Raw genomic sequence first — 23,608 nt, forward strand, 5'->3', positions numbered from 1 at the left:
TCAGAAGTTCAGGGTGCGCTTGTCCACGGCCAGCGCCGCTTCCTTGGTCGCTTCCGACAAGGAGGGGTGCGCGTGGCAGATGCGGGCGATGTCTTCGGCGCGGGCCTTGAACTCCCTGGCCACCACGGCCTCGGAGATCAGCTCGGAGGCCATCGGGCCGACGATGTGCACGCCCAGGATCTCGTCCGTCTTGGCATCGGCCAGGAACTTGACCATGCCGGTCGTGTCACCCAGCGCGCGCGCCCGCCCGTTGGCCAGGAACGGGAACGTGCCGGCCTTGTACGCCACGCCATCGGCCTTGAGCTGCTGCTCGGTGCGGCCGACCCAGGCGATTTCGGGGCTGGTGTAGATGACCCAGGGAATGGTGTTGAAGTTGACGTGGCCGTGCTGGCCAGCCATGCGCTCGGCCACCGCCACGCCCTCTTCTTCTGCCTTGTGCGCCAGCATCGGGCCGCGCACCACGTCACCCACCGCCCAGACGCCCGGCAAGTTGGTCTTGCAGTCGGCATCCACCACGATGGCACCGCGTTCGTCCAGCTGCAGGCCCACGGCTTCGGCGTTCAGGCCGATGGTGTTGGGAACGCGGCCGATGGAGACGATCAGCTTGTCGGCGTCCAGCGCCAGGGCCTCGCCCTTGGCGTTGGTGTAGGCGACGCTCACGCCCTTCTTGGTGGTCTTGATCTCGCCGACTTTCGCGCCCAGCTCGATCTTCAGGCCCTGTTTGTCAAAGGCCTTCTTGGCTTCCTTGGCAATCTGCTCATCCACCGCGCCCAGGAACGTGGGCAGACCTTCGAGGATGGTGACGTCCGCACCCAGGCGGCGCCAGACCGAGCCCATCTCCAGGCCGATCACGCCGGAGCCGATCAGCACCAGCTTCTTGGGTACCGCGCCAATGCGCAGCGCGCCGTCGTTGGACAACACGGTCTCTTCGTCGAACGGCACGCCCGGCAGCGCGCGAGCGTTGGAGCCGGTCGCGATCACCACCTGCTTGCCGGTGATCAACTCGTCCTTGGTACCGGTCACCTGGATCTCGTAGCCACCGTCAGCCGCCTTGGCAAACGAGCCACGACCATGGAAGAAGGTGACCTTGTTCTTCTTGAACAGGTAGAGGATGCCGTCGTTGTTCTGCTTCACGACGGTGTCCTTGCGGCCCACCATCTTGGCCACGTCCATCGTCACCTTGCCGGTGCTGATGCCGTGATCGGCGAAGTGGTGGTTGGCGTGCTCGAAATGTTCGCTGGACTGCAGCAGCGCCTTCGACGGGATGCAACCCAAGTTGGTGCAGGTGCCACCTGGGGCCGGGCCGCCTGCGGCGTTCTTCCATTCGTCGATGCACGCGACCTTGAAGCCCAGTTGGGCAGCGCGGATGGCAGCGATGTAGCCACCGGGGCCGGCGCCGATCACGACGACGTCAAATGCTTGAGACATGATGTTCTTTCAATGAGGTTCTTCAAACCCTGGAAGGAACGTCAACGCCAAAGCGCGACGCAAGCACCTTCCAGAAATCCCGCGGAACCGGCTTCGCCGGGCCGCAGGGATTGCCCCCTTGAGGGGGTCGCGCGCAGCGCGGCGGGGGTGGGTCAAATATCAAACAGCAGGCGGGCCGGATCTTCCAGCGCTTCCTTCATGGCCACCAGGCCCAGCACGGCTTCGCGGCCGTCGATGATGCGGTGGTCGTAGGACATGGCGAAGTAGTTCATCGGGCGCACCACGACCTGGCCGTTTTCGACCATGGCGCGGTCCTTGGTGGCGTGCACGCCCAGGATGGCCGACTGCGGCGGGTTGATGATGGGAGTGGACATCATCGAGCCGAAGGTGCCGCCGTTGGAAATGGAGAACGTGCCACCGGTCATGTCGTCGATGCCCAGCTTGCCGTCCTTGGCCTTCTGGCCGAATTCGGCGATCTTCTTCTCGATCTCGGCGAAGCTCATCTGGTCGGCGTTGCGCAGGATGGGCACCACCAGGCCGCGCGGCGAACCAACGGCGATGCCGATGTCGAAGTAGCCGTGGTAGACGATGTCGTTGCCGTCGACCGAGGCGTTGAGGATCGGGAACTTCTTGAGGGCGTGCACGGCAGCCTTGACGAAGAAGCTCATGAAGCCCAGCTTGACGCCGTGTTCCTTCTCGAAACGCTCTTGCATGCGCTTGCGCATCTCCATGACAGGGGCCATGTTGATTTCGTTGAAGGTGGTCAGGATGGCGTTGGTCGATTGCGACTGCAGCAGACGCTCGGCCACGCGGGCACGCAGGCGGGTCATGGGCACGCGCTCTTCAGGGCGGTCACCCAGATCGGGGGCGACCATGGCCACCTGCGGCAGCACCTTGGTGGGCGCGCCGGTGGGGATGGCCACCGGTGCCGCAGCCGCCTTGGGTGCGCTGGCTGCGGCCAGCACGTCACCCTTGGTCACGCGGCCGTCTTTGCCTGTGCCGGCCACGGAACCAGCGGCCATGCCGTTGTCGGCCATCAGCTTGGCGGCGGCGGGCATGGCCACACCGGCCTTGCTGTTGGACGCGGCAGCGGCGGCGGCCGGCGCAGCGGCCACGGGGGCCGGGGCGGCAGCAGCTGCCGGGGCTGCGGCCGGAGCGGCAGCACCCGCAACAGCGGCGGTGTCGATCTTTGCGATCAGCTGGTCGGCGGCCACGGTGGCACCGTCGCCCTGCACGATTTCGACCAGCACGCCGGACGACGGCGCCGGGCATTCCAGCACGACCTTGTCGGTCTCGATGTCGATCAGGATTTCATCGGCGGTGACCGCGTCACCGACCTTCTTCTTCCATTGCAGCAGGGTGGCTTCGGCCACGGATTCGGACAGCTGCGGGACTTTGACTTCTACGATTGCCATGTGTCTTCTACCTTGATGTGTTCGATGCGCGCCGGCCGGGCCTGCAGCCCCTCAGGGCCAGGGAGGGCCGGCGCGGGTCCGGGTTACTTGGTGAGGATGAAGCCCTTGAGCTTGCCGAAGGCCGCTTCGATCAGCGTCTTCTGCTGCTCCTGGTGCAGGTGCGCGTAACCCACGGCGGGCGATGCCGAGGCGGCACGGCCGGCGTAACCCAGCTTCTGCCCGTCGAGCATGTTCTCGTGGATGTAGTGCTGCACGAAGAACCAGGCGCCCTGGTTCTGCGGCTCGTCCTGGCACCAGACGATGTCGGTCGCGTTCGGGTACTTCTTCAGCTCGGCACCGAAGGCCTTGTGCGGGAACGGGTAGAGCTGTTCCACACGCAGGATGGCCACGTCGTCGTCGCCGCGCTCTTCGCGCTTCTTGACCAGGTCGTAGTACACCTTGCCCGAGCAGCAGACCACGCGCTTGACCTTGTCGGCCTTCTTGATCACGGCCTCGTTGTTCTCCGGGATCACCGTCTGGAAGCCGCCCTTGGTGAACTCGGACAGCGGCGAGGTCGCGTCCTTGTTGCGCAGCAGCGATTTGGGCGTGAAGATCACCAGCGGCTTGCGCAGGTTGCGGATGACCTGGCGGCGCAGCAGGTGGAAGATCTGGCTGGCCGTGGTCGGCTGGCACAGCTGCATGTTGGTGTCGGCCGCCAGCTGCATGAAGCGCTCCAGACGGGCCGAGCTGTGCTCAGGGCCCTGGCCTTCGTAGCCGTGCGGCAGCATCAGCGTGATGCCGTTGACGCGGCCCCACTTCACTTCACCCGATGCGATGAACTGGTCGATCACGACCTGGGCGCCGTTGGCGAAGTCGCCGAACTGCGCTTCCCAGATGACCAGGGTGTTCGGGTCGTTCGATGCGTAGCCGTATTCGAACGCCAGCACCGCCTCTTCGGACAGGATGGAGTCGATCACGACGAACGGGGCCTGGTTGTCGGCCACGTTCTGCAGCGGCGTGTAGGTGCCCTCGTTCCACTTCTCGCGGTTCTGGTCGTGGATCACGGCATGGCGGTGCGTGAACGTGCCACGGCCGCAGTCCTCACCCGACAGACGCACCGGGAAGCCACTGGCCACCAGCGATGCAAACGCCATGTGCTCGCCCATGCCCCAGTCCACCGGGATGTCGCCACGGCCCATGGCCGCGCGGTCGGCGTACACCTTCTTGACCAGCTGGTGCGGGGTGACGCTGTCGGGAATCGTGGTCAGACGGTCGGACAGGCGCTTCCACTCGGCCATCGGAATGGCGGTGTCGCCCGCGTCGGTCCACTTCTTGCCCAGGAAGGGCGACCAGTCCACCGCGTACTTGCTCTTGAAGTTGGTCAGCACCGGGTCCACCGTGTGGCGGCCAGCGTCCAGCGCGGCGCGGTAGGCCTTGACCATGTCGTCGCCCAGCGACTCGCCCAGGCCTTGCGCGGCCAGCTTGTCGGCGTACAGCTTGCGCGTGCCGGGGTGTGCGCTGATTTTCTTGTACATCAGCGGCTGGGTCAGGCTGGGGGTGTCCTGCTCGTTGTGGCCCAGCTTGCGGAAGCAGATGATGTCCACGACCACGTCCTTGCGGAAGGTCATGCGGTATTCCAGCGCGAGCTGCATGCACAGCACGACCGCTTCGGGATCGTCACCGTTGACGTGCAGCACCGGCGACTCGACACCCTTGACGATGTCGGTGCAGTACAGCGTGGAACGCAGGTCGCGCGGGTCGGAGGTGGTGAAACCGATCTGGTTGTTGATGATCAGGTGCACCGTGCCTCCGGTGGTGTAACCACGGGTGGCGGCCAGTGCCAGGGTTTCCTGGTTCACACCTTGGCCGGCGAAAGCGGCATCGCCGTGCACCAGCACCGGCAGCACCTGCTTGCCCAGCGTGTCGCCACGGCGGTCCATGCGGGCGCGCACCGACCCTTCGACCACCGGGTTCACGATTTCCAGATGCGACGGGTTGAACGCCAGCGACAGGTGGACCGGGCCGCCGGGGGTGGTCACGTCGGAGCTGAAGCCCTGGTGGTACTTCACGTCACCGGCGGGCAGGTCTTCGGGGGCGGTGTGATCGAACTCGGCGAACAGATCCTTGGGCATCTTGCCCAGGGTGTTGACCAGCACGTTCAGGCGGCCACGGTGTGCCATGCCGATCACGATTTCCTGCACACCCTGGGCGCCGGCCTGCTGGATCACCTCGTCCATGGCGGCGATGAAGCTCTCACCACCTTCGAGCGAGAAGCGCTTCTGGCCCACGTACTTGGTGTGCAGGAAACGCTCCAGGCCTTCGGCCGCGGTCAGGCGGTCGAGGATGTGCTTTTTCTTCTCGGCATTGAAAGCCGGCTTGGAGCGGATCGACTCCAGCTTTTCTTGCCACCAGCGCTTTTGCGCCTGGTCGCTGATGAACATGTACTCGGCGCCGATGCTGCTGCAATAGGTCTCGCGCAGGGCGTTCAGCAGGTCACGCAGGCTCATGACCTCCTTGCCGAAGAAGGTGTTGCTGGTGTTGAACACGGTCTCGTAATCGGCATCGGAGAAGCCGTAGAACGAGGGATCGAGTTCGGGAATGTGGTCGCGCTCGGTGCGCTTGAGGGGGTCCAGATCGGCCCAGCGGGCGCCGACGTTGCGGTAGGCGGCGATCAGCTGCTGGACGGCAACACGCTTGCGGCCCAGATCGGAGTCGGCGCCAGCGGCCATGACAACTTTGGTGCCGCCCTGCTTGGCGCGCTCGGCAAAAGCGTTGATGACGGGCAGGTGGGGAACGTCGCGGGCATCGGTGCCGTCAACGGCGGGCACGTGCTGGAGGGCGTCGAAGTAGCTGCGCCAGTTCTCGGGCACGCTGCCTGGGTTCTCCAGGTACTTCTCGTACATCTCTTCCACATACGGCGCGTTGCCGCCGAAGAGGTACGAATTGGATTGGTAGGCGACGTAGACGTTGCCCCCGTTCGATGGGGAATTGCTCATGGATTCGCTGACCTCCGCTTCCCTGAGGGAAACATTAGCTGGTTGAAGAAACCTCCCGCGACACGGCTGGACCGATTGGCGGATGCGACAGTGACTGTGGAAGGACCTGACTGCGGGCGCGATTGTGCCACCAGCGGCCTCGCTGGGCGAGCAAAAATATGCAAAACGTCCAGGCGGCGTCACAGAACGCGAAGCTCTGTTGCGTCGGGGCGATACGACAGGCTGGTGTCAGCCTGTGCGGTGGCGAGATATCAGGTGACGATGCGAGGCGACAGGCGCTCGGACGCGGGCACCGCGCTGGGCTCGTCCATTTCGATGGCGATCTGGGTACACACGGTGCGGCACAGCGTGACCGCTTTCTCGCTCTGGACGCGGTAGATGACCTGCGTGCCTTCTTTGCGCTTGGCCAGCACCCCCGCTCGGTAGAGCAGATTCAGATGCTGCGACAGGTTGGGCTGCGTGGTGTCGATTTCCTGCAGCAACTGCGAGACGGACTTTTCCTTGTCGCACAAGGCGCTGAGGATGCGCAGTCGCATCGGGGTGGCCAGCACACCGAACAGCTCGGCGGCCATTTCAAACACACGAACTTTTTCGACACTGGTTGCGGAATCGATCATTTGGTCCATGGTGGCCACGTTTTTGTCAATATAAGCATGGATGATACGCACAAAGCCTGACCCTGCCCATGGGTGTTTGCCGCGGGTCTGAGAGCACCCACCAAAACAAACGGCCCCACGCGCCATCCCGACGCATGGGGCCGTTTTCACAGGCAGCCGATCAGGCTTGCAGATCCTTGATCTGTTGCAGCGCGGCCGGATCGTCCATGGTGGTCAGGTCACCCGGGTCGCGACCTTCGCACACCGCCTGGATGGCGCGGCGCAGCAGCTTGCCGCTGCGCGTCTTGGGCAACACGTTCACAAAGCGGACCCGGGCGGGGCGCGCCACAGCGCCCAGCTGCTCGTCCACCAGCTTCATGACCTCCCCCTCCAGCTTCAGGCGTGACGCTTCGTCGGTGATCAGGCTGGCGTCTTTCACCACCGCAAACGCCATGGCAACCTGGCCCTTGAGCTGGTCGGCCACACCGACCACCGCCACTTCGGCGATGCGCGGGTGGCTGGAGATGCTCTCTTCGATCTCGCGGGTGCCCAGGCGGTGCCCGGCCACGTTGATCACGTCATCGGTGCGACCCAGAATGAAGTAGTAACCGTCTTCGTCGCGGATGCCCCAGTCGAAGGTGCTGTACACCACCTTGCCCGGCACGCTGGACCAATAGGTTTTCACGAAGCGAGCATCGTCACCCCAGATCGTCTGCATGCAGCCGGGAGGCAGCGGACCTTCCACGGCCACCACGCCCTTCTGGTTGCCGCCCGGCAGTTCGGCACCGGTCTGGTCGTCGAGCAGCTTGACGTTGTAGCCGTACACCGCCTTGCCAGGCGAACCGAACTTGCTGGGCGCTTTCTCCACGCCGTTGCAGATCTCCAGGATCGGCCAGCCGGTTTCGGTCTGCCAGTAGTTGTCGACGATGGGTTTGCCCAGTTCGCCCGCAATCCATTGCGCGGTCGGCTCGTCCAGCGGCTCCCCCGCCAGGAACAGGGCCTTGAGGCTGGACAGGTCGTACTTCTTGATGAAAGACGGGTCGTACTTCTTGAGCACGCGCACGGCTGTGGGCGCGCTGAACATGACGGTGACTTTGTACTTCTCGACCAGCTGCCACCAGATGCCAGCGTCCGGACGGATCGGCAAACCTTCGTACATGATGGTGGCCATGCCCCCGATCAGCGGGCCGTAGATGATGTAGCTGTGACCCACCACCCAGCCAATGTCGCTGGTGGAGAAATAGGTCTCGCCGGGGTTGCCCATGTAGATGTGCTTCATGGACGCGGCCAGCGCCACGGTGTAGCCACCGGTGTCGCGCTGCACGCCCTTGGGCTTGCCGGTGGTGCCGCTGGTGTAGAGGGTGTAACTGGGGTGGGTGGCATCGACCCATTCGCAGGGCACCACCGTGTCCATGACCTGCGCGCGCGCCTGGGCGTAGTCCACATCACGGCCTTCGACGGCTGTAAAAGCCGCCAGGCCGCGGTTGACCATCACCACCTTGGCGGGCTTGTGGGACGACAGCTTGATGGCCTCGTCCAGCAGCGGTTTGTATTCGACCACCTTGCCACCGCGCGAACCTGCGTCTGCACTGACGATGGCCACCGGCGAAGCATCTTCGATGCGACTGGCCAGCGCGTGGCTGGCAAAACCGCCGAATACCACCGAGTGGATCGCGCCGATGCGCACGCAGGCCAGCATGGCGAACGCGGCTTCGGGGATCATGGGCATGTAGATCAGGACGCGGTCGCCCTTCTTGACACCCTGTGCCTGCAGAATGGCCGCCATGCGCTGCACCTCGGCGTGCAGTTCACGGAAGCTGTAGGTTTTTTCAGTGTCGGTTTCGGTCGACACGAAGATCAGCGCGTTCTGATCGGCACGGTCTTTCAGGTGGCGGTCCACCGCGTTGTGGCAGAGGTTGGTCAGACCACCTTCGAACCAGCGGGCAAACGGCGGGTTGTCGTAGTTGCAGACGCGGTCAAACGGCTTGTGCCAGTCCACCAGCGCAGCCTGCTCGGCCCAGAAAGCGTCGCGGTCTTCAATGGAGCGGCGGTGGAAGTCGGCGTAGCCCTGTGCGTTGCTCATGCAAGTCTCCTGCGGGTGGTGGTGCAAATGGAGAACGGACAACCCTGGCCACACGAAGACCGGGTACGCCGCTCACCTCAAACTGAATTCATAATTATGAGAGTCAGACTTGCGAGAGGCTGACACCCGGCCACGCCATGGCCGGGCCATACCCCATGCGCAGGCAGACCGATCCGGACCGCCAGGACCGGGTTTTATTTGATCAGTGCCTGCACATCGCGGAACACAGGATGTTCGGCGCTGCGCAACCACTCGAAAGCCACCATTTCGGTGGTGACCAACTCGGCGCCGGCGCCGGCCAGGCGGTCAAACGCAGCGTCACGGTTGCGTTCGGTGCGCGAGCCGCAGGCGTCGGTGACCACCCAGACGTCCACTTCCTGCTCGATCAGTTCCAGCGTGGTCTGCAGCAGACACACATGCGCCTCACAACCGGCGATCACCACCGTGCCACGTTCAGGCGCAGCGGGCGCCGCCGGCTTTTGCAGGTGGCGCGGCAGGCTGCGCGCATTGCCCCCCGTGGGGCGGACGGGCGGCCGCAAACAGTCCAGCAGCCCGGCTCCAACGGCGCTGAAATCCATTTTGGACAGCGTCTTGTGGCAATGCTCGCGCACAGCCGGGTCGTTCGGTCCCAGCTTGGCGGGGTTCTGCTCGGTGCCACACACCGGCACCTGCATCAGCCGCGCCATGCGCGCCAGGCGCACGGCATTCGCCAGGAACTGAGCACCTTCGTGGATGGCGGGCATCAGACGGCTCTGGTAGTCCACCAGCACCAGTTGGGAGTCGCGTACGTCCAGCAGCATGGCATTGTCTTTCGCGTCAATATGGAAAGAGGCCGATTGTGACAAACCAGGGCGATGCGAGCGCCTCTGCGGCCGCAGCCAGAACCGTTCCGAACTTCCTTATTGCACCCTTTTTGCAGACAAATCAATGTGTTGCATGACATCCCTCACTTGACGGCATGTGACGGCGTCCGTTAAGGTCGAAGGATGAGAATGTGGATATGTGTTGTTGTGTTGGGCTGCGCTGCAGCGCTGGCCCAAGCAGCCCCCAACGACGCCGGCAATGAAGAAGCAAACACCGCACTGGTCGAAAAAGGCCTGGTGTCGCGCCTGACCGGTCAGTTGCAACAAGCCAGAGACAGCGTGGGCGAAAAGGCTTCTGAACTGGTGGTCAACGCCATGGGGTTCCTGGGGGTTCCCTACAAATACGGTGGAAACAGCGTCGAAGCCGGTGGTTTTGACTGCAGCGGCTTCGTGCGCGCGGTCTATGAGCAGTCCATCGGCAAGGTCTTGCCGCGCCGCGCCAGCGAACAGGCGGCGGCCACCCAGGCCATCGATCGAAACGAACTCAAACCGGGCGATCTGGTGTTTTTCAACACCATGAAACGGGCCTTCAGCCACGTCGGCATCTATGTGGGCGAGGGCAAGTTCATCCACGCGCCGAGGTCGGGCTCGTCGGTGCGCGTGGAAGACATGCGCCAAGCGTACTGGCAGACGCGTTTCAATGGTGCCCGCCGGGTGGTCGCTCCATTGCCAGACGGCACACCCGCCGCGGTGTCCGTCATGCCGGTCATCGGCAACTGACCGGTCGACCTAAGGTCGCCAGAGTTCCTTTCGTGGCGTCACTGGCCCGCCTAGATCGCGGCGGGCACTCAGGTTCCACGGAAGCAGAACGGGTTTATCCATGACGCCTTGCCGTTCGTTGCTGTACGCGCCTTTTTTGTAGCTGAAGGCGGCCCTTTAGGCTTCATCGCACTCCGCAACACGGCATCTCGTCCGCCGCCACCCTGCGGTGACACGCAGGACAACCCGGCCCGAGGACACCACCGAATCACCAGCACAAGGCCATGTCGCTCAGGGCATAGGCACGCTATCGATCAAATTGAAACAATATGTAGTACAAACACAGACACCTATGGGACACATGAAAGAAGAGTTGTCGATGTCCTCATCATCCCTTCCGCCTGGCACCAGCGGCGATGTCCAACCTGCCATGCAGCGCCGCCTGGCACAGCTCCATTCCGCCATGGGTGATGGCACCACCGCCATGGAGCCCCTCGGCCCAGCCGACGCGCCGCAAGTTCCGCCACCACGCATGGGCGTCGACGCAGGCGCACGCGACGTACCGAAGAAGCCCTGGGCCACCAGGCCCCTGTGGCTGATGGCGGCACTGCTGCTGACAGGGTTCGTGATCGGCGCTTTGAGCCAGCGCCAAAGTTCGGCGTCTGAACCGCTTGAACGGAATCCCATAGAAGCCATGTCGACCGCGCAAGCCTCGTCTTCGACACCGGTGTCGCCCGTCGAGCCCGCTGCGACCACGCCATCCGAAGACGACGCCATCCGCGACATGCTGGAGCGCTGGCGCCTGGACTGGTCGCGGCGCGACGTGCCCGCCTACCTGGGCCACTACAGCACCCAGTTCGAACCGGCCACGGGCATCGCCCGCGCGCAATGGGCAGAACAACGTCAACAGGCCCTGCTCAACCGCCCGGCCATCCGCATCGAGATGCAGGACCTGCGCATCGAGCGCCCCAACCCGCAAGAGGCACGGGTGCATTTTTTGCAGACCTATCTGTCGGGGCGCTACCAGGAGAACGCGCAACCCAAAACCCTGCGACTGCTGCAGGAGGACGGCGGCTGGCGCATCGCGGGTGAATGGCAAGGCTCGGGCCCCGCACAGACACCGTCCAAACCCTGAGGGCGTCGCGGCAACACAACAGTCGCGAGGGGCTGGGTCTCACCTGTTCATTTGCGAACGCTTCTCACCCTTATCCAGGGTACCAGGGAGCACATGGTGGTCGGTCAAATGGCATGCCTGCGCCATTGGCCTTAATAAAAATAGCTTACCTGCCAGGGCAGCGGCCGCTTGAGCCGTGTGTGACGCCAACAAGCCTCTTGTTCACATTGCGACTCAATCGCATCTGAAAAATCCTGCGTCCCGACGCACCGTCATCTCGATCCGTCGCGCCACAGAGATCGGCGCGGAAGTGGCTCTTGCGGGGCCGCACAACCGGCTCCAAAACCGTGGATTTTTCGGTATGCACTCACTAGCCTATGGGCACTGAGCGCGCCCTGTGACCACAAGACAACCGATGACCCAACACCCTGCCCTGCCCGATGCGGCACTTGCCGACATGGAGAACGAAGCCATCCGCGCATGGCGTGAACTGTTTTCCGTGACGGCCCACCCGATCCGCGAAGCGGTCGCCCACGTGGTCCGCGAAGGCGCCGACACCCTCACGGAAGATTTCTACGGCCGCATGCAAACCCACGCGCGCGCCGCCAGCTTTCTGGACCAGGAGCGCGTGCAACGCCGGCTGCGCGCGTCCCTGCGCCAGTGGATGATCGATCTGTTCGGCACGCTCGAGGTCGAGCAGATCCTGCCAGCGATCCGGCGCCAGATCGAGGTGGGTGCCGTGCACGCGCGCATCCGTCTGCCCATCGACCTGATTCCCTCGGGCATCCGGCTGCTCAAACGCGGCATCCGGCGCCGCATCGACTTCACCGCGCTGGACGCCTCCGACCGGCTGATCGCACAGGTCTACGTATCGGACCTGTTGCACCTGGCCGATGGCCTGATGAACCAGGCCTATTTCCGGGACACACACGAGGTGGTGCGCAACGACGAGGCCTACCGCCTGATGGCCCACAAGCGCAGCGCCTCGTTTGAGCGCGCTCGCCAGCGGGCGGCGCTGTCCGAGTGGGCCGAGGCGCTGCTCATCTCTGTCTGGACGCAGCCGCAGCCCGGGGCTGGCGCGCGTCTGCGCGACTCCGAGTTCGGCATCTGGATGCACCACAAAGGCGCCGTGATGTTCGAAGAAACGGCGGACTTTCGCGACATCGTGGATGCGATCGACACCATGGACCAACAGTTGCTGCCGCGGTTGCGCGAGGCGCGCGACGACCGAGAGCGCACCGATGCCTGCATCGGCGCCATCAAACAACTGCTGGACCTGATCCGCTACAAACTCAACGATCTGTTTGAAAGCGGCCTGGGCAAGGACGACGGCTTGGACCACGAAACCCAACTGCCCGACCGGCGCTACCTGCCCGCCATCCTGGGGCGCGAGATGCGCGCCCACCAGGAGAGCGACCGGCCGTTCTGCCTGCTGCTGATCGAGGTGCACTTCCCCTCGCTCAAGGAGCACCAGGGCAGCGGAACCCGCAGCCGCCTGCTGCAGGCCGCGGTGGAGGCGGTGGCCCAATGCACACGCACCACCGACCACCTGTTTCGCTACGACGAACACCGCCTGCTGCTGGTGGCGGTGGAATGCAACCGCAGCAAGGCTGGCGACCTGGCCGCCAGCGTGGCGGAGAAACTGCGCCACGCCGTGAACACCGGCAATGTGCAAGGCCGCTGGACACCGGTGAGCCCCAGCGTCTGCATCGGCATCGCCGAATACGACCGGCACCCGGACTACCAGTACTTCATCCAGCGGGCGGAAACCGCGCTGACCGAGGCATCCATGGCCCGACGCAGCAAGATCGCTTTGGCCTGAGCCCCGGCACACCGATCAACGAAAAGCCCCGGACAGCTTCCCGTCCGGGGCTTTTGTTTTGAGGAGCGTCGCTGCGGCTTACTTTTTCGCCGGCGGCAGATCGGTACACGACCCGTGCGCCACCTCCGCCGCCATGCCGATGCTCTCGCCCAACGTGGGGTGCGGGTGGATGGTCTTGCCGATGTCCACCGCGTCGGCGCCCATCTCGATGGCCAACGCGATCTCGCCGATCATGTCACCGGCGTGGGTGCCCACCATGCCGCCGCCCAGGATCTTGCCGTGGCCATGGGCCTCGGGCGAGTCGTCGAACAGCAGCTTGGTGAAGCCCTCGTCGCGGCCGTTGGCAATCGCCCGGCCCGAAGCCGTCCAGGGGAACAGGCCCTTCTTGACCTTGATGCCCTGGGCCTTCGCCTGGTCCTCGGTCAGGCCCACCCAGGCCACCTCAGGGTCGGTGTAGGCCACGCTAGGAATCACGCGGGCGTTGAATGCGGCCGCTGCCAGTTCCTTGTTGCCCTGCAGTTCCCCGGCGATGACCTCCGCCGCCACGTGCGCCTCGTGCACCGCCTTGTGCGCCAGCATGGGCTGGCCGACGATGTCGCCGATGGCGAAGATGTGCGGCACGTTGGTGCGCATCTGGATGTCGACGTTGATGAAGCCGCGGTCGGTCACCGCCACGCCGGCCTTGTCGGCCGCGATCTTCTTGCCGTTGGGCGTGCGGCCCACGGCCTGCAACACCAGGTCGTAAGTGCCTTCGCTCTTGCTGCCGTCCAGGCCCTCGAACTGCACCTTGATGCCCTCGGGCGTCGCCGTGGCGCCCACGGTCTTGGTCTTCAACATGATGTTGTCGAAGCGGCCCTTGTTCATCTTCTCCCAGACCTTGACCAGGTCGCGGTCCGCACCCTGCATCAGGCCGTCCATCATCTCGACCACGTCCAGGCGGGCGCCCAGCGTGCTGTACACCGTGCCCATTTCCAGGCCGATGATGCCGCCGCCGACGATGAGCATCTTCTTGGGCACGCCTTGCAGCGCCAGCGCGCCAGTGGAGTCCACCACGCGCGGGTCGTTGGGCATGAAGGGCAGGCGCACCGCCTGCGAACCGGCGGCGATGATGCACTTCTTGAAGGCCACGACCTTCTTGTTACCGGTCTTCTCCTGGCCGGTGCCGGTCGTCTCTTCCACTTCCACGTGGTTGGGGCCGACAAAGGCGCCGTAGCCGCGCACGGTGGTGACCTTGCGCATCTTGGCCATGGCCGCCAGACCACCGGTCAGCTTGCCGATGACCTTTTCCTTGTGGGCGCGCAGTTTGTCCACGCTCACCGTCGGCTTGCCGAACTCGACGCCCAGATCGCCCAGATGCGAGACCTCGTCCATCACCGCGGCCACGTGCAGCAGCGCCTTGGACGGGATGCAACCCACGTTCAGGCAGACGCCGCCCAGCTGGGCGTAACGCTCGACGATCACGACCTTCAGGCCCAGGTCGGCGGCGCGGAAGGCGGCCGAGTAGCCGCCAGGGCCTGCGCCCAGCACCAGCAGGTCGCATTCGATGTCGGCAGAACCGCCGAAGCTGGCGGCCGTGGGGGCCACCACCGGGGCGGCAGCGGGTGCGGCCACGGGCGCAACTGCAGCAGGCGCCGCGGCCGGTGCGGGAGCCGCCGCAGCGCCCGCCGCTTCCAGCACCAGCACCACCGAGCCCTGCTTGACCTTGTCGCCCAGGGCGACCTTGAGTTCTTTCACCACGCCAGCGTACGACGAGGGAATTTCCATCGAGGCCTTGTCGGACTCGACGGTGATGAGGCTCTGCTCGGCCTTGACGGTGTCGCCCGGCTTGACCAGCAGCTCGATGACCGCGACCTCGTCGAAGTCGCCGATATCGGGAACCTTGATGTCCATGAGTGCCATGTTCAGGGTCCCTTCTTAGAGCAGCACACGGCGGAAGTCGCCGAGGATCTGGCCGAGGTAGGCGTTGAAGCGCGCAGCCGCGGCGCCGTCGATCACGCGGTGGTCCCAGGTCAGCGACAGCGGCAGCATCAGGCGAGGCACGAAGGCCTTGCCATCCCACACCGGTTCCATCTGGCTCTTGCAGACGCCCAGGATGGCGACTTCGGGCGCGTTGATGATGGGCGTGAAGTAACGGCCACCGATACCGCCCAGGCTGGAGATGGTGAAGGTGGCGCCGGACATGTCGGCCGGGCCGAGCTTACCGTCGCGGGCCTTCTTGGCCAGATCGCCCATTTCCTGGCTGATCTGCAGCACGCCCTTCTTGTCGGCGTCCTTGATGACGGGCACGACCAGGCCATTGGGCGTGTCGGCCGCAAAACCGATGTGGTAGTACTGCTTGTAGACCAGCGAGTCACCGTCCAGCGAGCTGTTGAACTCGGGGAACTTCTTGAGCGCGGCGACCGACGCCTTGATCAGGAAGGCCAGCATGGTGACCTTGACGCCGCTCTTCTCGTTCTCCTTGTTGGTGGAGACGCGGAAGGCTTCGAGGTCGGTGATGTCGGCGTCGTCGTGGTTGGTGACGGCCGGGATCATCACGGCGTTGCGCAGCAGGTTGGCGCCGCTGATCTTCTTGATGCGGCCCATCTCCTTGCGCTCGATCGGGCCGAACTTGGCGAAGTCGACCTTGGGCCAGGGGATCAGGCCCAGTTCGGAACCGCCACCGCCGGCGGACGCAGCGGGCGCCTTGGCCTTCTGCGCGGCGGTCTGCAACGCACCCGACATGACGGACTTGGTGAAGCCCTGCACGTCGTCCAGCGTGATGCGGCCCTTGGGGCCCTTGCCTTGCACCTCGGCCAGCGGCACGCCGAGTTCGCGGGCGAACTTGCGGACGGAAGGCGAAGCGTGCGGCAAACCCAGCGCCGGGGTGGCGGTCGGGTTGTGGGCCGGTGCGGCAGCGGCCGGAGCCGACACCACCGCAGCAGGAGCCACCACCGCCGCGGCGGCAGGCGCAGCCACGGCGGCCGGCGCTGCCGCAGCAGGTGCCGGCGCAGCGGCGCCCACAGAACCCTCCAGGATCGCCAGCAGGTCACCAATGTTGACCGTGTCGCCGACCTTGACCTTGAGCTCCTTGAGCACGCCAGCGTGCGAGGACGGGATTTCCATCGAGGCTTTGTCGGACTCGACGGTGATCAGGCTCTGCTCAACCTTGATGGTGTCGCCGGGCTTGACGAACACCTCGATCACCGCGACGTCCTTGAAGTCGCCGATGTCGGGAACCTTCACTTCCACCGGGCCCGATGCGACCGGGGCTGCGACAGGCGCAGCCACCGGTGCGGCAGCCAAGGGTGCAGGCGCCGCCACAGCGGTGGCCGCGGCCACCGGTGCCGGTGCAGCGGCCTCACCGGCGGCTTCCACCACCAGCACCACCGAACCCTCTTTGACCTTGTCACCCAGCGCCACGCGCAGTTCTTTCACCACGCCGGCCGTGCTCGACGGGATTTCCATCGAGGCCTTGTCGGACTCGACCGTGATCAGCGACTGCTCGGCCTTGACCGTGTCGCCCACCTTGACCAGCAGTTCGATGACCGCCACTTCGTCGAAGTCACCGATGTCCGGGACTTTCACTTCTACCAGTGCCATGTTCTTGTCTCCGGATGTTTACGCGTAGAGCGGGTTGACCTTGTCCGTCTTGATGCCGTACTTGGCAATCGCCTCGGCCACTTTCGCCAACGGCAGCTTGCCCTCATCAGCCAGCGCACGCAGGGCGGCGACCACGATGTAGTGGCGGTTGATCTCGAAGTGCTCGCGCAGCTTGCTGCGGAAGTCGCTGCGGCCGAAACCGTCGGTGCCCAGCACCTTGTATTCGCGGCCCCTGGGAATGAAGGGGCGGATCTGCTCGGCGTAGTTCTTCATGTAGTCGGTGGAAGCGACCACCGGGCCGGTGTGGCCAGCCAGCTGTTGCGTCACGAACGGCACGCGTTGCGCTTCGGTCGGATGCAACAGGTTGAAGCGCTCGGCGTCCTGACCGTCTCGGGTCAGTTCGTTGAAGCTCGGGCAGCTCCACACGTCGGCCTGCACGCCCCAGTCGGTGGCCAGCAGGGCCTGCGCGGCAATGCTCTCGCGCAGGATGGTGCCGGAGCCCAGAAGCTGCACACGCTTGTCGCCTTCGGCGCCCGGCTTGCACAGGTACATGCCCTTGATGATCTGCTCTTCCGTGCCGGCGGTCAGGCCCGGCATGGCGTAGTTCTCGTTCAGCAGCGTCAGGTAATAGAAGACGTTGTCCTGTTTCTCCACCATGCGCTTGAGACCATGGTGCAGGATCACGCCGACTTCGTGCGCGAAGGTCGGGTCGTAGCTGATGCAGTTCGGGATCGTGCCAGCCAGGATGTGGCTGTGGCCGTCTTCGTGCTGCAGGCCTTCGCCGTTGAGCGTGGTCCGGCCGGACGTGCCGCCCAGCAGGAAGCCGCGCGCCTGCATGTCGCCGGCCGCCCAGGCCAGGTCGCCGATGCGCTGGAAGCCGAACATCGAGTAGTACACGTAGAACGGCACCATGATGCGGTTGGACGTGCTGTACGAGGTGGCGGCCGCGATCCAGCTGGACATGCCGCCGGCTTCGTTGATGCCTTCCTGCAGGATCTGGCCGGCCTTGTCTTCCTTGTAGTACATGACCTGGTCTTTATCGACCGGGGTGTACTGCTGACCAGCGGGGTTGTAGATGCCGACCTGGCGGAACAGGCCTTCCATGCCGAAAGTGCGGGCCTCGTCCACCAGGATGGGCACCACGCGCGGGCCCAGGGCCTGGTCGCGCAGCAGCTGCGTCAGGAAGCGCACGTAGGCCTGGGTGGTGGAGATTTCACGGCCCTCGGCGGTCGGCTCCAGCACGGCCTTGAAGGTTTCCAGCGCGGGCACGGTGAAGCTCTCGTCGGCCTTGGTGCGGCGCTTGGGCAGGTAGCCGCCCAGGGCCTGGCGGCGCTCGTGCAGGTACTTCATTTCCGGCGTGTCGTCGGCCGGCTTGTAGAACGGGATCTTGGGCAGCTCGCTGTCCGGGATCGGCAGGTTGAAGCGGTCGCGGAAGATCTTGATGTCCTCGTCGGTCAGCTTCTTGGTCTGGTGGACCGTGTTCTTGCCTTCACCGGCCTTGCCCATGCCAAAGCCCTTGACCGTCTTGATCAGCAGCACGGTCGGCTGGCCCTTGTGGTTCACGGCCTTGTGGTACGCGGCATAGACCTTTTGCGGGTCGTGGCCGCCGCGACGCAGGTTCCAGATGTCGTCGTCGCTCATGTGCGACACGAGCTCCAGCGCCTTGGGATCGCGACCGAAGAAGTGCTTGCGCACGTAGGCACCGTCGTTGGCCTTGAAGGCCTGGTAGTCGCCGTCCAGCGTTTCCATCATGATCTTGCGCAGGGCACCGTCCTTGTCGCGCGCCAGCAGCGGGTCCCAGTTGGAACCCCACAGCAGCTTGATCACGTTCCAGCCGGAACCGCGGAACTCGCCTTCGAGCTCCTGGATGATCTTGCCGTTGCCGCGCACCGGGCCGTCCAGGCGCTGCAGGTTGCAGTTCACCACGAAGATCAGGTTGTCCAGGTTCTCGCGCGCGGCCAGGCTGATGGCGCCCAGCGACTCGACCTCGTCCATTTCACCGTCGCCGCAGAACACCCAGACCTTGCGGTTCTCGGTGTTGGCGATGCCACGGGCGTGCAGGTACTTCAGGAAGCGCGCCTGGTAGATGGCCATCAGCGGGCCCAGGCCCATCGAAACCGTGGGGAACTGCCAGAACTCGGGCATCAGCTTGGGGTGCGGGTAGCTCGACAGGCCCTTGCCATCGACTTCCTGGCGGAAGTTCAGCAACTGCTCTTCGGTCAGGCGGCCTTCCAGGTAAGCGCGGGCGTACACGCCGGGCGACACGTGGCCCTGGATGTACAGACAGTCGCCACCGTGGTTTTCGCTCTCGGCGTGCCAGAAGTGGTTGAAGCCGGCGCCGAACATGTGGGCCAGCGAGGCGAACGAACCGATGTGGCCGCCCAGGTCACCACCGTCTTCGGGGTTGTGGCGGTTGGCCTTGACCACCATGGCCATGGCGTTCCAGCGCATGTAGGCGCGCAGGCGTTCTTCGATCTCGATGTTGCCGGGGCAGCGGGCCTCTTCGGTCGATTCGCTGGTGTTGACGTAGCCGGTGTTGGCCGAGAACGGCAGGTCGATGCTGTTCTGGCGTGCTTCCTCCAGCAACTGCTCCAACAGGAAGTGCGCACGCTCCGGGCCCTCCCGCTCGATCACGGCGGCCAGCGCCTCCATCCATTCGCGGGTTTCCTGGGAATCGGCATCCCCTACACCACGGCCATTGAGAGCGTCTGACGCTGACATGTTTGTCTCCTGTCGGTTGATTTTTGGGGCGACAACGGTCGCCCCTTCGGGCGGAGCGAATTGTTCCACAACACCTTGAAAATTTCAATATGTGCCTACACATTTCGCATTATGGATTATCAGATCCACCATCGAGACCTCGCAAGCCGCCAAAGTGCACCTGATGCTCACGTAGACTCGCACGACCATGATGCCCACCCCGGACCGTCCCGCCAACCCCACGGCCGCCCGTTCCCCCATTGCGTGGTGGCGGCGCTGGTGGCGCCGGCTCCCGCCTTCGCGCCAGGACCGCTTCGCCACCCTGGCACCGCTGCTGTCGGTGCTGCTGTTTCTGGCCGCCATCGTCGTGGCCATCACCTACCTGCGTTTTGAAGAACTCGAACGCGAGCAGGAAGCCGTCACGCGCGACGTGGAGTACGCCCAGCAGCGCCTGCGGCTGCGCCTGCTCGAACGCCAGGAACAGCTGATGCGCCTGGCCCGCGAGGTCGACAACAAGGAAATCAGCGCCGATGAATTCGCCTTCCAGGCCGAGACCCTGATCAGCCAGTTCCCCGAGTTGCTGGCGATCTCCTGGGTCGATGGTCGCCGCGTGGTGATGTCCACCTATGCATCGCCCAGCGCCCCCACGGCGCTCATGCGCGCGGTCGGCGGCGCCATACCGGCGGCCGAAGGCGACGGCTCGTTCGAGCTCGCGCGCGACCTGCGCCAGCCCATCTACTCGCGCCCGCTGGGCGACGACCCGCGCCAGGCCACGCTGATGCTGCAGGTGCCGCTGACCGAACAGGGCCGTTTCGCTGGCACCGTGATGGGCGAATATTCGGTGGACGGGCTGATGCGCTTTGGCATGCCGCCCGAGATCATGGCGCGCTACGCCGTGGCGCTGCTGGACGATCGCGGACGCGTGCTCGCCGGCAGCCTGCAAACCACCGGCGGCGTGCTGCGCCTGCTGCCTTGGTCGGCACAGTCCATGGAGCATGAAGTCCCCGTCTCGCCCGTGGGCAACGGCCTGCTGCTCAAGGCCCAGGGCTACCGCACCTCGCAGGACATCGTCGGCTCCAGCTTCTTCTGGGTGATCGGCGCGCTCTCGGCGCTCACCGTGTGGATGCTGCTGGGCACCTGGCGCCACACGCGCAAACGGGTGCAGGCCCAGCAAGCGCTGGTGGCCGAAACCAATTTCCGCCGCGCCATGGAAAACTCCATGCTCACCGGCATGCGCGCCCTGGACATGCAGGGCCGCATCAGCTACGTCAACCCCGCGTTCTGCTCCATGACGGGTTGGACCGAGGCGGAGCTGGTGGGCCGCACCGCGCCCTTCCCCTACTGGCCGGAAGACGACCACGAACAGCTCGCGGCGCGCCTGGACGACGAGATCAGCGGCCGCTCCACCCCAGGCGGTTTCGAGGTGCGCGTGCAGCGGCGCGACGGCACCATCTTCGACGCGCGCATGTACGTCTCTCCGCTGATCGACCCCAAGGGTCACCAGACCGGCTGGATGACGTCCATGACGGACATCACAGAGCCCAAGCGCATCCGCGAAGAACTCTCCGCTTCGTACGAACGCTTCACCACCGTGCTGGAGTCGCTGGACTCGGCCGTGTCGGTCGCGCCGCTGGGCAGCGACGAGATGCTGTTCGCCAACAAGATGTACCGGCTGTGGTTCGGCACCCGCGGCCAGGGCCACCGTCAGCTGGTGGACCTGGCGGGCACCACGCCCACACCACCGTCGGACCACGGTGACGCGGTGGACGCCTTCGCCGGCATGCCCACCGATGCCCTGACCGATGCCGGCGCTGAAAACGCCGAAGTGTTCGTGGAGGAACTGGACCGCTGGCTGGAGGTGCGCACCCGCTACCTGACCTGGGTGGACGGGCGCCTCGCACAAATGGTGATCGCCAGCGACATCACGCCGCGCCGCAACGCCGAGGCCCAGGCTGCGCTGCAGAACGAACGCGCGCAGACCGCCAGCCGCCTGATCACCATGGGTGAGATGGCGTCCAGCGTGGCCCACGAACTCAACCAGCCGCTCACTGCCATCAGCAACTACTGCAACGGCATGATCTCGCGCCTGCACGAGAAGCGCATCTCTGAAGAGGACCTGCTCGGTGCGCTGGAGAAAACCGCCCGGCAGGCGCAGCGCGCGGGCCAGATCATCCAGCGCATCAAGGCCTTCGTGAAGCGCAGCGAACCCAACCCCATGCCGTCCGACGTGCCCACCATGGTGAGCAACGCGATCGAGCTGGCCGACATCGAGCTGCGCCGCCAGCAGGTGCGGCTCTCGCCCTATGTGGCGGCACGCCTGCCCAGCCTGATGGTCGATCCGATCCTGATCGAACAGGTACTGATCAACCTGCTCAAGAACGCGGGCGAGGCCATCGTGCAGGCGGGCCGTCTGCCGGGCCAGCGCTATGTGGAACTGCGCGTGGCCCCGCGCCGGGTGGACGAGCAAGACGTGGTCGAGTTCTCGGTGCGCGATTCCGGCAAGGGCGTGCCCGCCGAAATGATCGAGCGTATCTATGAAGCCTTCTACAGCACCAAGAGCGAAGGCATGGGCATTGGCCTGAAGCTGTGCCGCAGCATCGTCGAGTCGCACCACGGCCGGATGCAGGTGCAGAACATCTACAATGCGGACGAAGTGGTGGGCTGCTGTTTCAGCTTCTGGATACCCGTGATTTCCCGGTTGCCAGCGCCCGGGACAGCGCCAGACACCACCCCAGTGACGTCGTCGGATACCGAAAGAACGAGATGAGTTTGATCCCCAAAAAAGGCAGCGTCTACGTGGTCGATGACGACGAGGCGGTTCGCGACTCCCTGCAATGGTTGCTCGAAGGCAAGGACTACCGGGTCCGCTGCTTCGAATCGGCCGAAGCCTTCCTCAGCCGCTACGACGCCCGCGAAGTGGCCTGCCTCATCGCCGACATCCGCATGGGCGGCATGACCGGCATGGAACTGCAGGAAAAGCTGATCGAACGCCAGTCCCCCCTGCCCATCGTCTTCATCACCGGCCACGGCGACGTGCCGATGGCGGTGGAATCGATGAAGAAGGGTGCGCTGGACTTCATCCAGAAGCCCTTCAAGGAAGACCAGCTGCTCGCCTTGGTCGAACGCATGCTGGACAAGGCCAAGGACGCCTTCGCCACCCACCAGCAGGCCGCCAGCCGCGACGCCCTGCTCTCCAAGCTCACCAGCCGCGAAGCCCAGGTGCTCGAACGCATCGTCGCCGGCCGCCTGAACAAGCAGATCGCCGACGACCTGGGCATCAGCATCAAGACCGTCGAGGCGCACCGCGCCAACATCATGGAAAAGCTCGGTGCCAACACCGTGGCCGACCTGCTCAAGATCGCGCTGGGCCAGACCCCCGCCAAGGCCTGACCCCACACACCCCACGCCAACGCCCGCCCACCCCGGCGGGCGTTTCCATTTCCCCCTCCAACGCTGCATCACCATGACCGCCCAACTGATCGACGGCAACGCCCTTTCCAAACAGCTCCGCGCCGACGTCAGCGCGCGCGTGACCGCCCTCAAGGCCCGGGGCATCACGCCCGGCCTTGCGGTCATCCTGGTCGGTGACAACGCGGCCAGCCAGGTTTATGTGCGCAACAAGGTCAAGGCCTGCGAAGACACCGGCATGCACTCGGTGCTGGAAACCTGGCCTGCGACCATGACCGAAGCCGAACTGCTGGCCCGCGTGGACGCGCTGAACAACGATGCCACCATCCACGGCATCCTGGTCCAGCTGCCGCTGCCCGTCCACATGAACGCCCAGCGCGTGATCGAAGCCATCTCGCCCGAGAAGGACGTGGACGGCTTCCACATCGCCAGCGCCGGCGCGCTCATGACCGGCCTGCCCGGCTTCTGGCCCTGCACGCCGTATGGCTGCATGAAGATGCTGGAAAGCATCGGCTACGACCTCAAGGGCAAGCACGCGGTGGTCATCGGTCGCAGCAACATCGTGGGCAAGCCCATGGCCATGATGCTGCTGCAGCAGAACGCCACCGTCACCATCTGCCACAGCGCCACGAAGGATCTGAAGGCCATGACCCTGCAGGCCGACGTGATCGTCGCCGCCGTGGGCAAGCGCAATGTGCTGACCGCCGACATGGTCAAGCCTGGTGCCGTGGTGCTGGACGTGGGAATGAACCGCAACGACGAAGGCAAGCTGTGTGGCGACGTGGACTTTGACGGCGTGAAACAAGTCGCAGGCTATATCACCCCGGTCCCCGGTGGCGTGGGCCCCATGACGATCACCATGCTGCTGGTCAATACCCTTGAAGCGGCTGAACGCGCCACCAAGTGATACAACCGACACCATCAAA

Annotated in this window: 15 protein-coding genes; 6 read left to right on the forward strand and 9 right to left on the reverse strand. The window is 64.9% G+C overall.

The window, feature by feature from the left end; translation table 11 throughout:
- The 6 genes from lpdA (ACR2JA_RS11285) to ACR2JA_RS11310 form a co-directional block, all read right to left on the reverse strand.
- Nucleotides 1-1,428 carry a dihydrolipoyl dehydrogenase gene (lpdA, locus tag ACR2JA_RS11285; RefSeq protein ID WP_434009175.1) on the reverse strand — a complete coding sequence of 476 codons (1,428 nt, stop codon included), beginning with the start codon at nucleotides 1,426-1,428 and terminating at the stop codon, nucleotides 1-3.
- Nucleotides 1,429-1,580: 152 nt separating this feature from the next.
- A complete protein-coding gene (gene odhB, locus ACR2JA_RS11290; protein WP_434009176.1) occupies nucleotides 1,581-2,843 on the reverse strand; it encodes a 2-oxoglutarate dehydrogenase complex dihydrolipoyllysine-residue succinyltransferase in 1,263 nt (420 codons plus the stop codon).
- Nucleotides 2,844-2,926: 83 nt separating this feature from the next.
- Nucleotides 2,927-5,818: a 2-oxoglutarate dehydrogenase E1 component gene (locus ACR2JA_RS11295; RefSeq protein WP_434009177.1), complete on the reverse strand. Its 2,892-nt coding sequence runs from the start codon at nucleotides 5,816-5,818 to the stop codon at nucleotides 2,927-2,929.
- A 251-nt stretch (nucleotides 5,819-6,069) separates the two neighbouring features.
- Complete coding sequence (locus ACR2JA_RS11300; protein ID WP_434009178.1) at nucleotides 6,070-6,444, reverse strand: ArsR/SmtB family transcription factor; 375 nt, start codon at nucleotides 6,442-6,444, stop codon at nucleotides 6,070-6,072.
- A 151-nt stretch (nucleotides 6,445-6,595) separates the two neighbouring features.
- Nucleotides 6,596-8,524, reverse strand: coding sequence for a propionate--CoA ligase (locus ACR2JA_RS11305; RefSeq protein WP_434009189.1), 1,929 nt, complete (start codon nucleotides 8,522-8,524; stop codon nucleotides 6,596-6,598).
- 167 nt (nucleotides 8,525-8,691) lie between these two features.
- Nucleotides 8,692-9,297, reverse strand: a complete 606-nt coding sequence (locus ACR2JA_RS11310; RefSeq protein ID WP_434009179.1) for an isochorismatase family protein — start codon at nucleotides 9,295-9,297, stop codon at nucleotides 8,692-8,694.
- A gap of 186 nt (nucleotides 9,298-9,483) precedes the next feature.
- On the opposite strand from ACR2JA_RS11310, the gene ACR2JA_RS11315 reads away from it, so the two are divergent.
- From ACR2JA_RS11315 to ACR2JA_RS11325, 3 genes are all read left to right on the forward strand, one after another.
- The gene (locus ACR2JA_RS11315; RefSeq protein ID WP_434009180.1) at nucleotides 9,484-10,080 is read left to right on the forward strand and encodes a C40 family peptidase; all 597 of its coding nucleotides are present in this window, start codon (nucleotides 9,484-9,486) and stop codon (nucleotides 10,078-10,080) included.
- A 673-nt stretch (nucleotides 10,081-10,753) separates the two neighbouring features.
- Nucleotides 10,754-11,194, forward strand: a complete 441-nt coding sequence (locus tag ACR2JA_RS11320) for a L,D-transpeptidase Cds6 family protein (RefSeq protein WP_434009181.1) — start codon at nucleotides 10,754-10,756, stop codon at nucleotides 11,192-11,194.
- A 394-nt stretch (nucleotides 11,195-11,588) separates the two neighbouring features.
- The gene (locus ACR2JA_RS11325; protein ID WP_434009182.1) at nucleotides 11,589-12,995 is read left to right on the forward strand and encodes a diguanylate cyclase domain-containing protein; all 1,407 of its coding nucleotides are present in this window, start codon (nucleotides 11,589-11,591) and stop codon (nucleotides 12,993-12,995) included.
- A gap of 78 nt (nucleotides 12,996-13,073) precedes the next feature.
- Here the strand turns inward: ACR2JA_RS11325 and lpdA (ACR2JA_RS11330) are convergent, their stop codons facing one another.
- The 3 genes from lpdA (ACR2JA_RS11330) to aceE are packed head-to-tail and all read right to left on the reverse strand — an operon-like array spanning nucleotide 13,074 to nucleotide 19,295.
- A complete protein-coding gene (gene lpdA / locus ACR2JA_RS11330) occupies nucleotides 13,074-14,894 on the reverse strand; it encodes a dihydrolipoyl dehydrogenase (protein ID WP_434009183.1) in 1,821 nt (606 codons plus the stop codon).
- Nucleotides 14,895-14,909: 15 nt separating this feature from the next.
- Nucleotides 14,910-16,574: a dihydrolipoyllysine-residue acetyltransferase gene (aceF, locus tag ACR2JA_RS11335; protein ID WP_434009184.1), complete on the reverse strand. Its 1,665-nt coding sequence runs from the start codon at nucleotides 16,572-16,574 to the stop codon at nucleotides 14,910-14,912.
- Between the two features lie 18 nt (nucleotides 16,575-16,592).
- Nucleotides 16,593-19,295 (reverse strand): pyruvate dehydrogenase (acetyl-transferring), homodimeric type, encoded by a 2,703-nt coding sequence (aceE, locus tag ACR2JA_RS11340; protein ID WP_434009185.1) that lies wholly within the window; start codon nucleotides 19,293-19,295, stop codon nucleotides 16,593-16,595.
- 187 nt (nucleotides 19,296-19,482) lie between these two features.
- Here aceE and ACR2JA_RS11345 point away from each other — a divergent pair, with 187 nt between their 5' ends.
- From ACR2JA_RS11345 to folD, 3 genes are all read left to right on the forward strand, one after another.
- A complete protein-coding gene (locus tag ACR2JA_RS11345; RefSeq protein ID WP_434009186.1) occupies nucleotides 19,483-22,041 on the forward strand; it encodes a PAS domain-containing sensor histidine kinase in 2,559 nt (852 codons plus the stop codon).
- Nucleotides 22,038-22,664 (forward strand): response regulator transcription factor, encoded by a 627-nt coding sequence (locus tag ACR2JA_RS11350; protein ID WP_434009187.1) that lies wholly within the window; start codon nucleotides 22,038-22,040, stop codon nucleotides 22,662-22,664. The genes ACR2JA_RS11345 and ACR2JA_RS11350 overlap by 4 nt, the downstream gene beginning before the upstream one ends.
- Before the next feature lie 73 nt (nucleotides 22,665-22,737).
- On the forward strand, nucleotides 22,738-23,589 hold the full coding sequence (gene folD / locus ACR2JA_RS11355) for a bifunctional methylenetetrahydrofolate dehydrogenase/methenyltetrahydrofolate cyclohydrolase FolD (RefSeq protein WP_434009188.1): 852 nt from the start codon (nucleotides 22,738-22,740) through the stop codon (nucleotides 23,587-23,589).
- The last annotated feature ends 19 nt before the right edge of the window (nucleotides 23,590-23,608 follow it).

This window comes from Hydrogenophaga sp. (genome assembly GCF_051007235.1).
In the GTDB taxonomy this organism is placed as follows: Bacteria; Pseudomonadota; Gammaproteobacteria; order Burkholderiales; family Burkholderiaceae_C; genus Hydrogenophaga.

Coding starts and splice junctions, on each gene's coding strand:
- folD (WP_434009188.1), top strand. CDS start 22,738: ATGACCGCCCAACTGATCGACGGCAACGCCCTTTCCAAACAGCTCCGC.
- ACR2JA_RS11350 (WP_434009187.1), top strand. CDS start 22,038: ATGAGTTTGATCCCCAAAAAAGGCAGCGTCTACGTGGTCGATGACGAC.
- ACR2JA_RS11310 (WP_434009179.1), bottom strand. CDS start 9,297: ATGCTGCTGGACGTACGCGACTCCCAACTGGTGCTGGTGGACTACCAG.
- odhB (WP_434009176.1), bottom strand. CDS start 2,843: ATGGCAATCGTAGAAGTCAAAGTCCCGCAGCTGTCCGAATCCGTGGCC.
- ACR2JA_RS11345 (WP_434009186.1), top strand. CDS start 19,483: ATGATGCCCACCCCGGACCGTCCCGCCAACCCCACGGCCGCCCGTTCC.
- ACR2JA_RS11325 (WP_434009182.1), top strand. CDS start 11,589: ATGACCCAACACCCTGCCCTGCCCGATGCGGCACTTGCCGACATGGAG.
- lpdA (WP_434009175.1), bottom strand. CDS start 1,428: ATGTCTCAAGCATTTGACGTCGTCGTGATCGGCGCCGGCCCCGGTGGC.
- aceF (WP_434009184.1), bottom strand. CDS start 16,574: ATGGCACTGGTAGAAGTGAAAGTCCCGGACATCGGTGACTTCGACGAA.
- aceE (WP_434009185.1), bottom strand. CDS start 19,295: ATGTCAGCGTCAGACGCTCTCAATGGCCGTGGTGTAGGGGATGCCGAT.
- ACR2JA_RS11295 (WP_434009177.1), bottom strand. CDS start 5,818: ATGAGCAATTCCCCATCGAACGGGGGCAACGTCTACGTCGCCTACCAA.
- ACR2JA_RS11300 (WP_434009178.1), bottom strand. CDS start 6,444: ATGGACCAAATGATCGATTCCGCAACCAGTGTCGAAAAAGTTCGTGTG.
- ACR2JA_RS11315 (WP_434009180.1), top strand. CDS start 9,484: ATGAGAATGTGGATATGTGTTGTTGTGTTGGGCTGCGCTGCAGCGCTG.
- ACR2JA_RS11320 (WP_434009181.1), top strand. CDS start 10,754: ATGTCGACCGCGCAAGCCTCGTCTTCGACACCGGTGTCGCCCGTCGAG.
- lpdA (WP_434009183.1), bottom strand. CDS start 14,894: ATGGCACTCATGGACATCAAGGTTCCCGATATCGGCGACTTCGACGAG.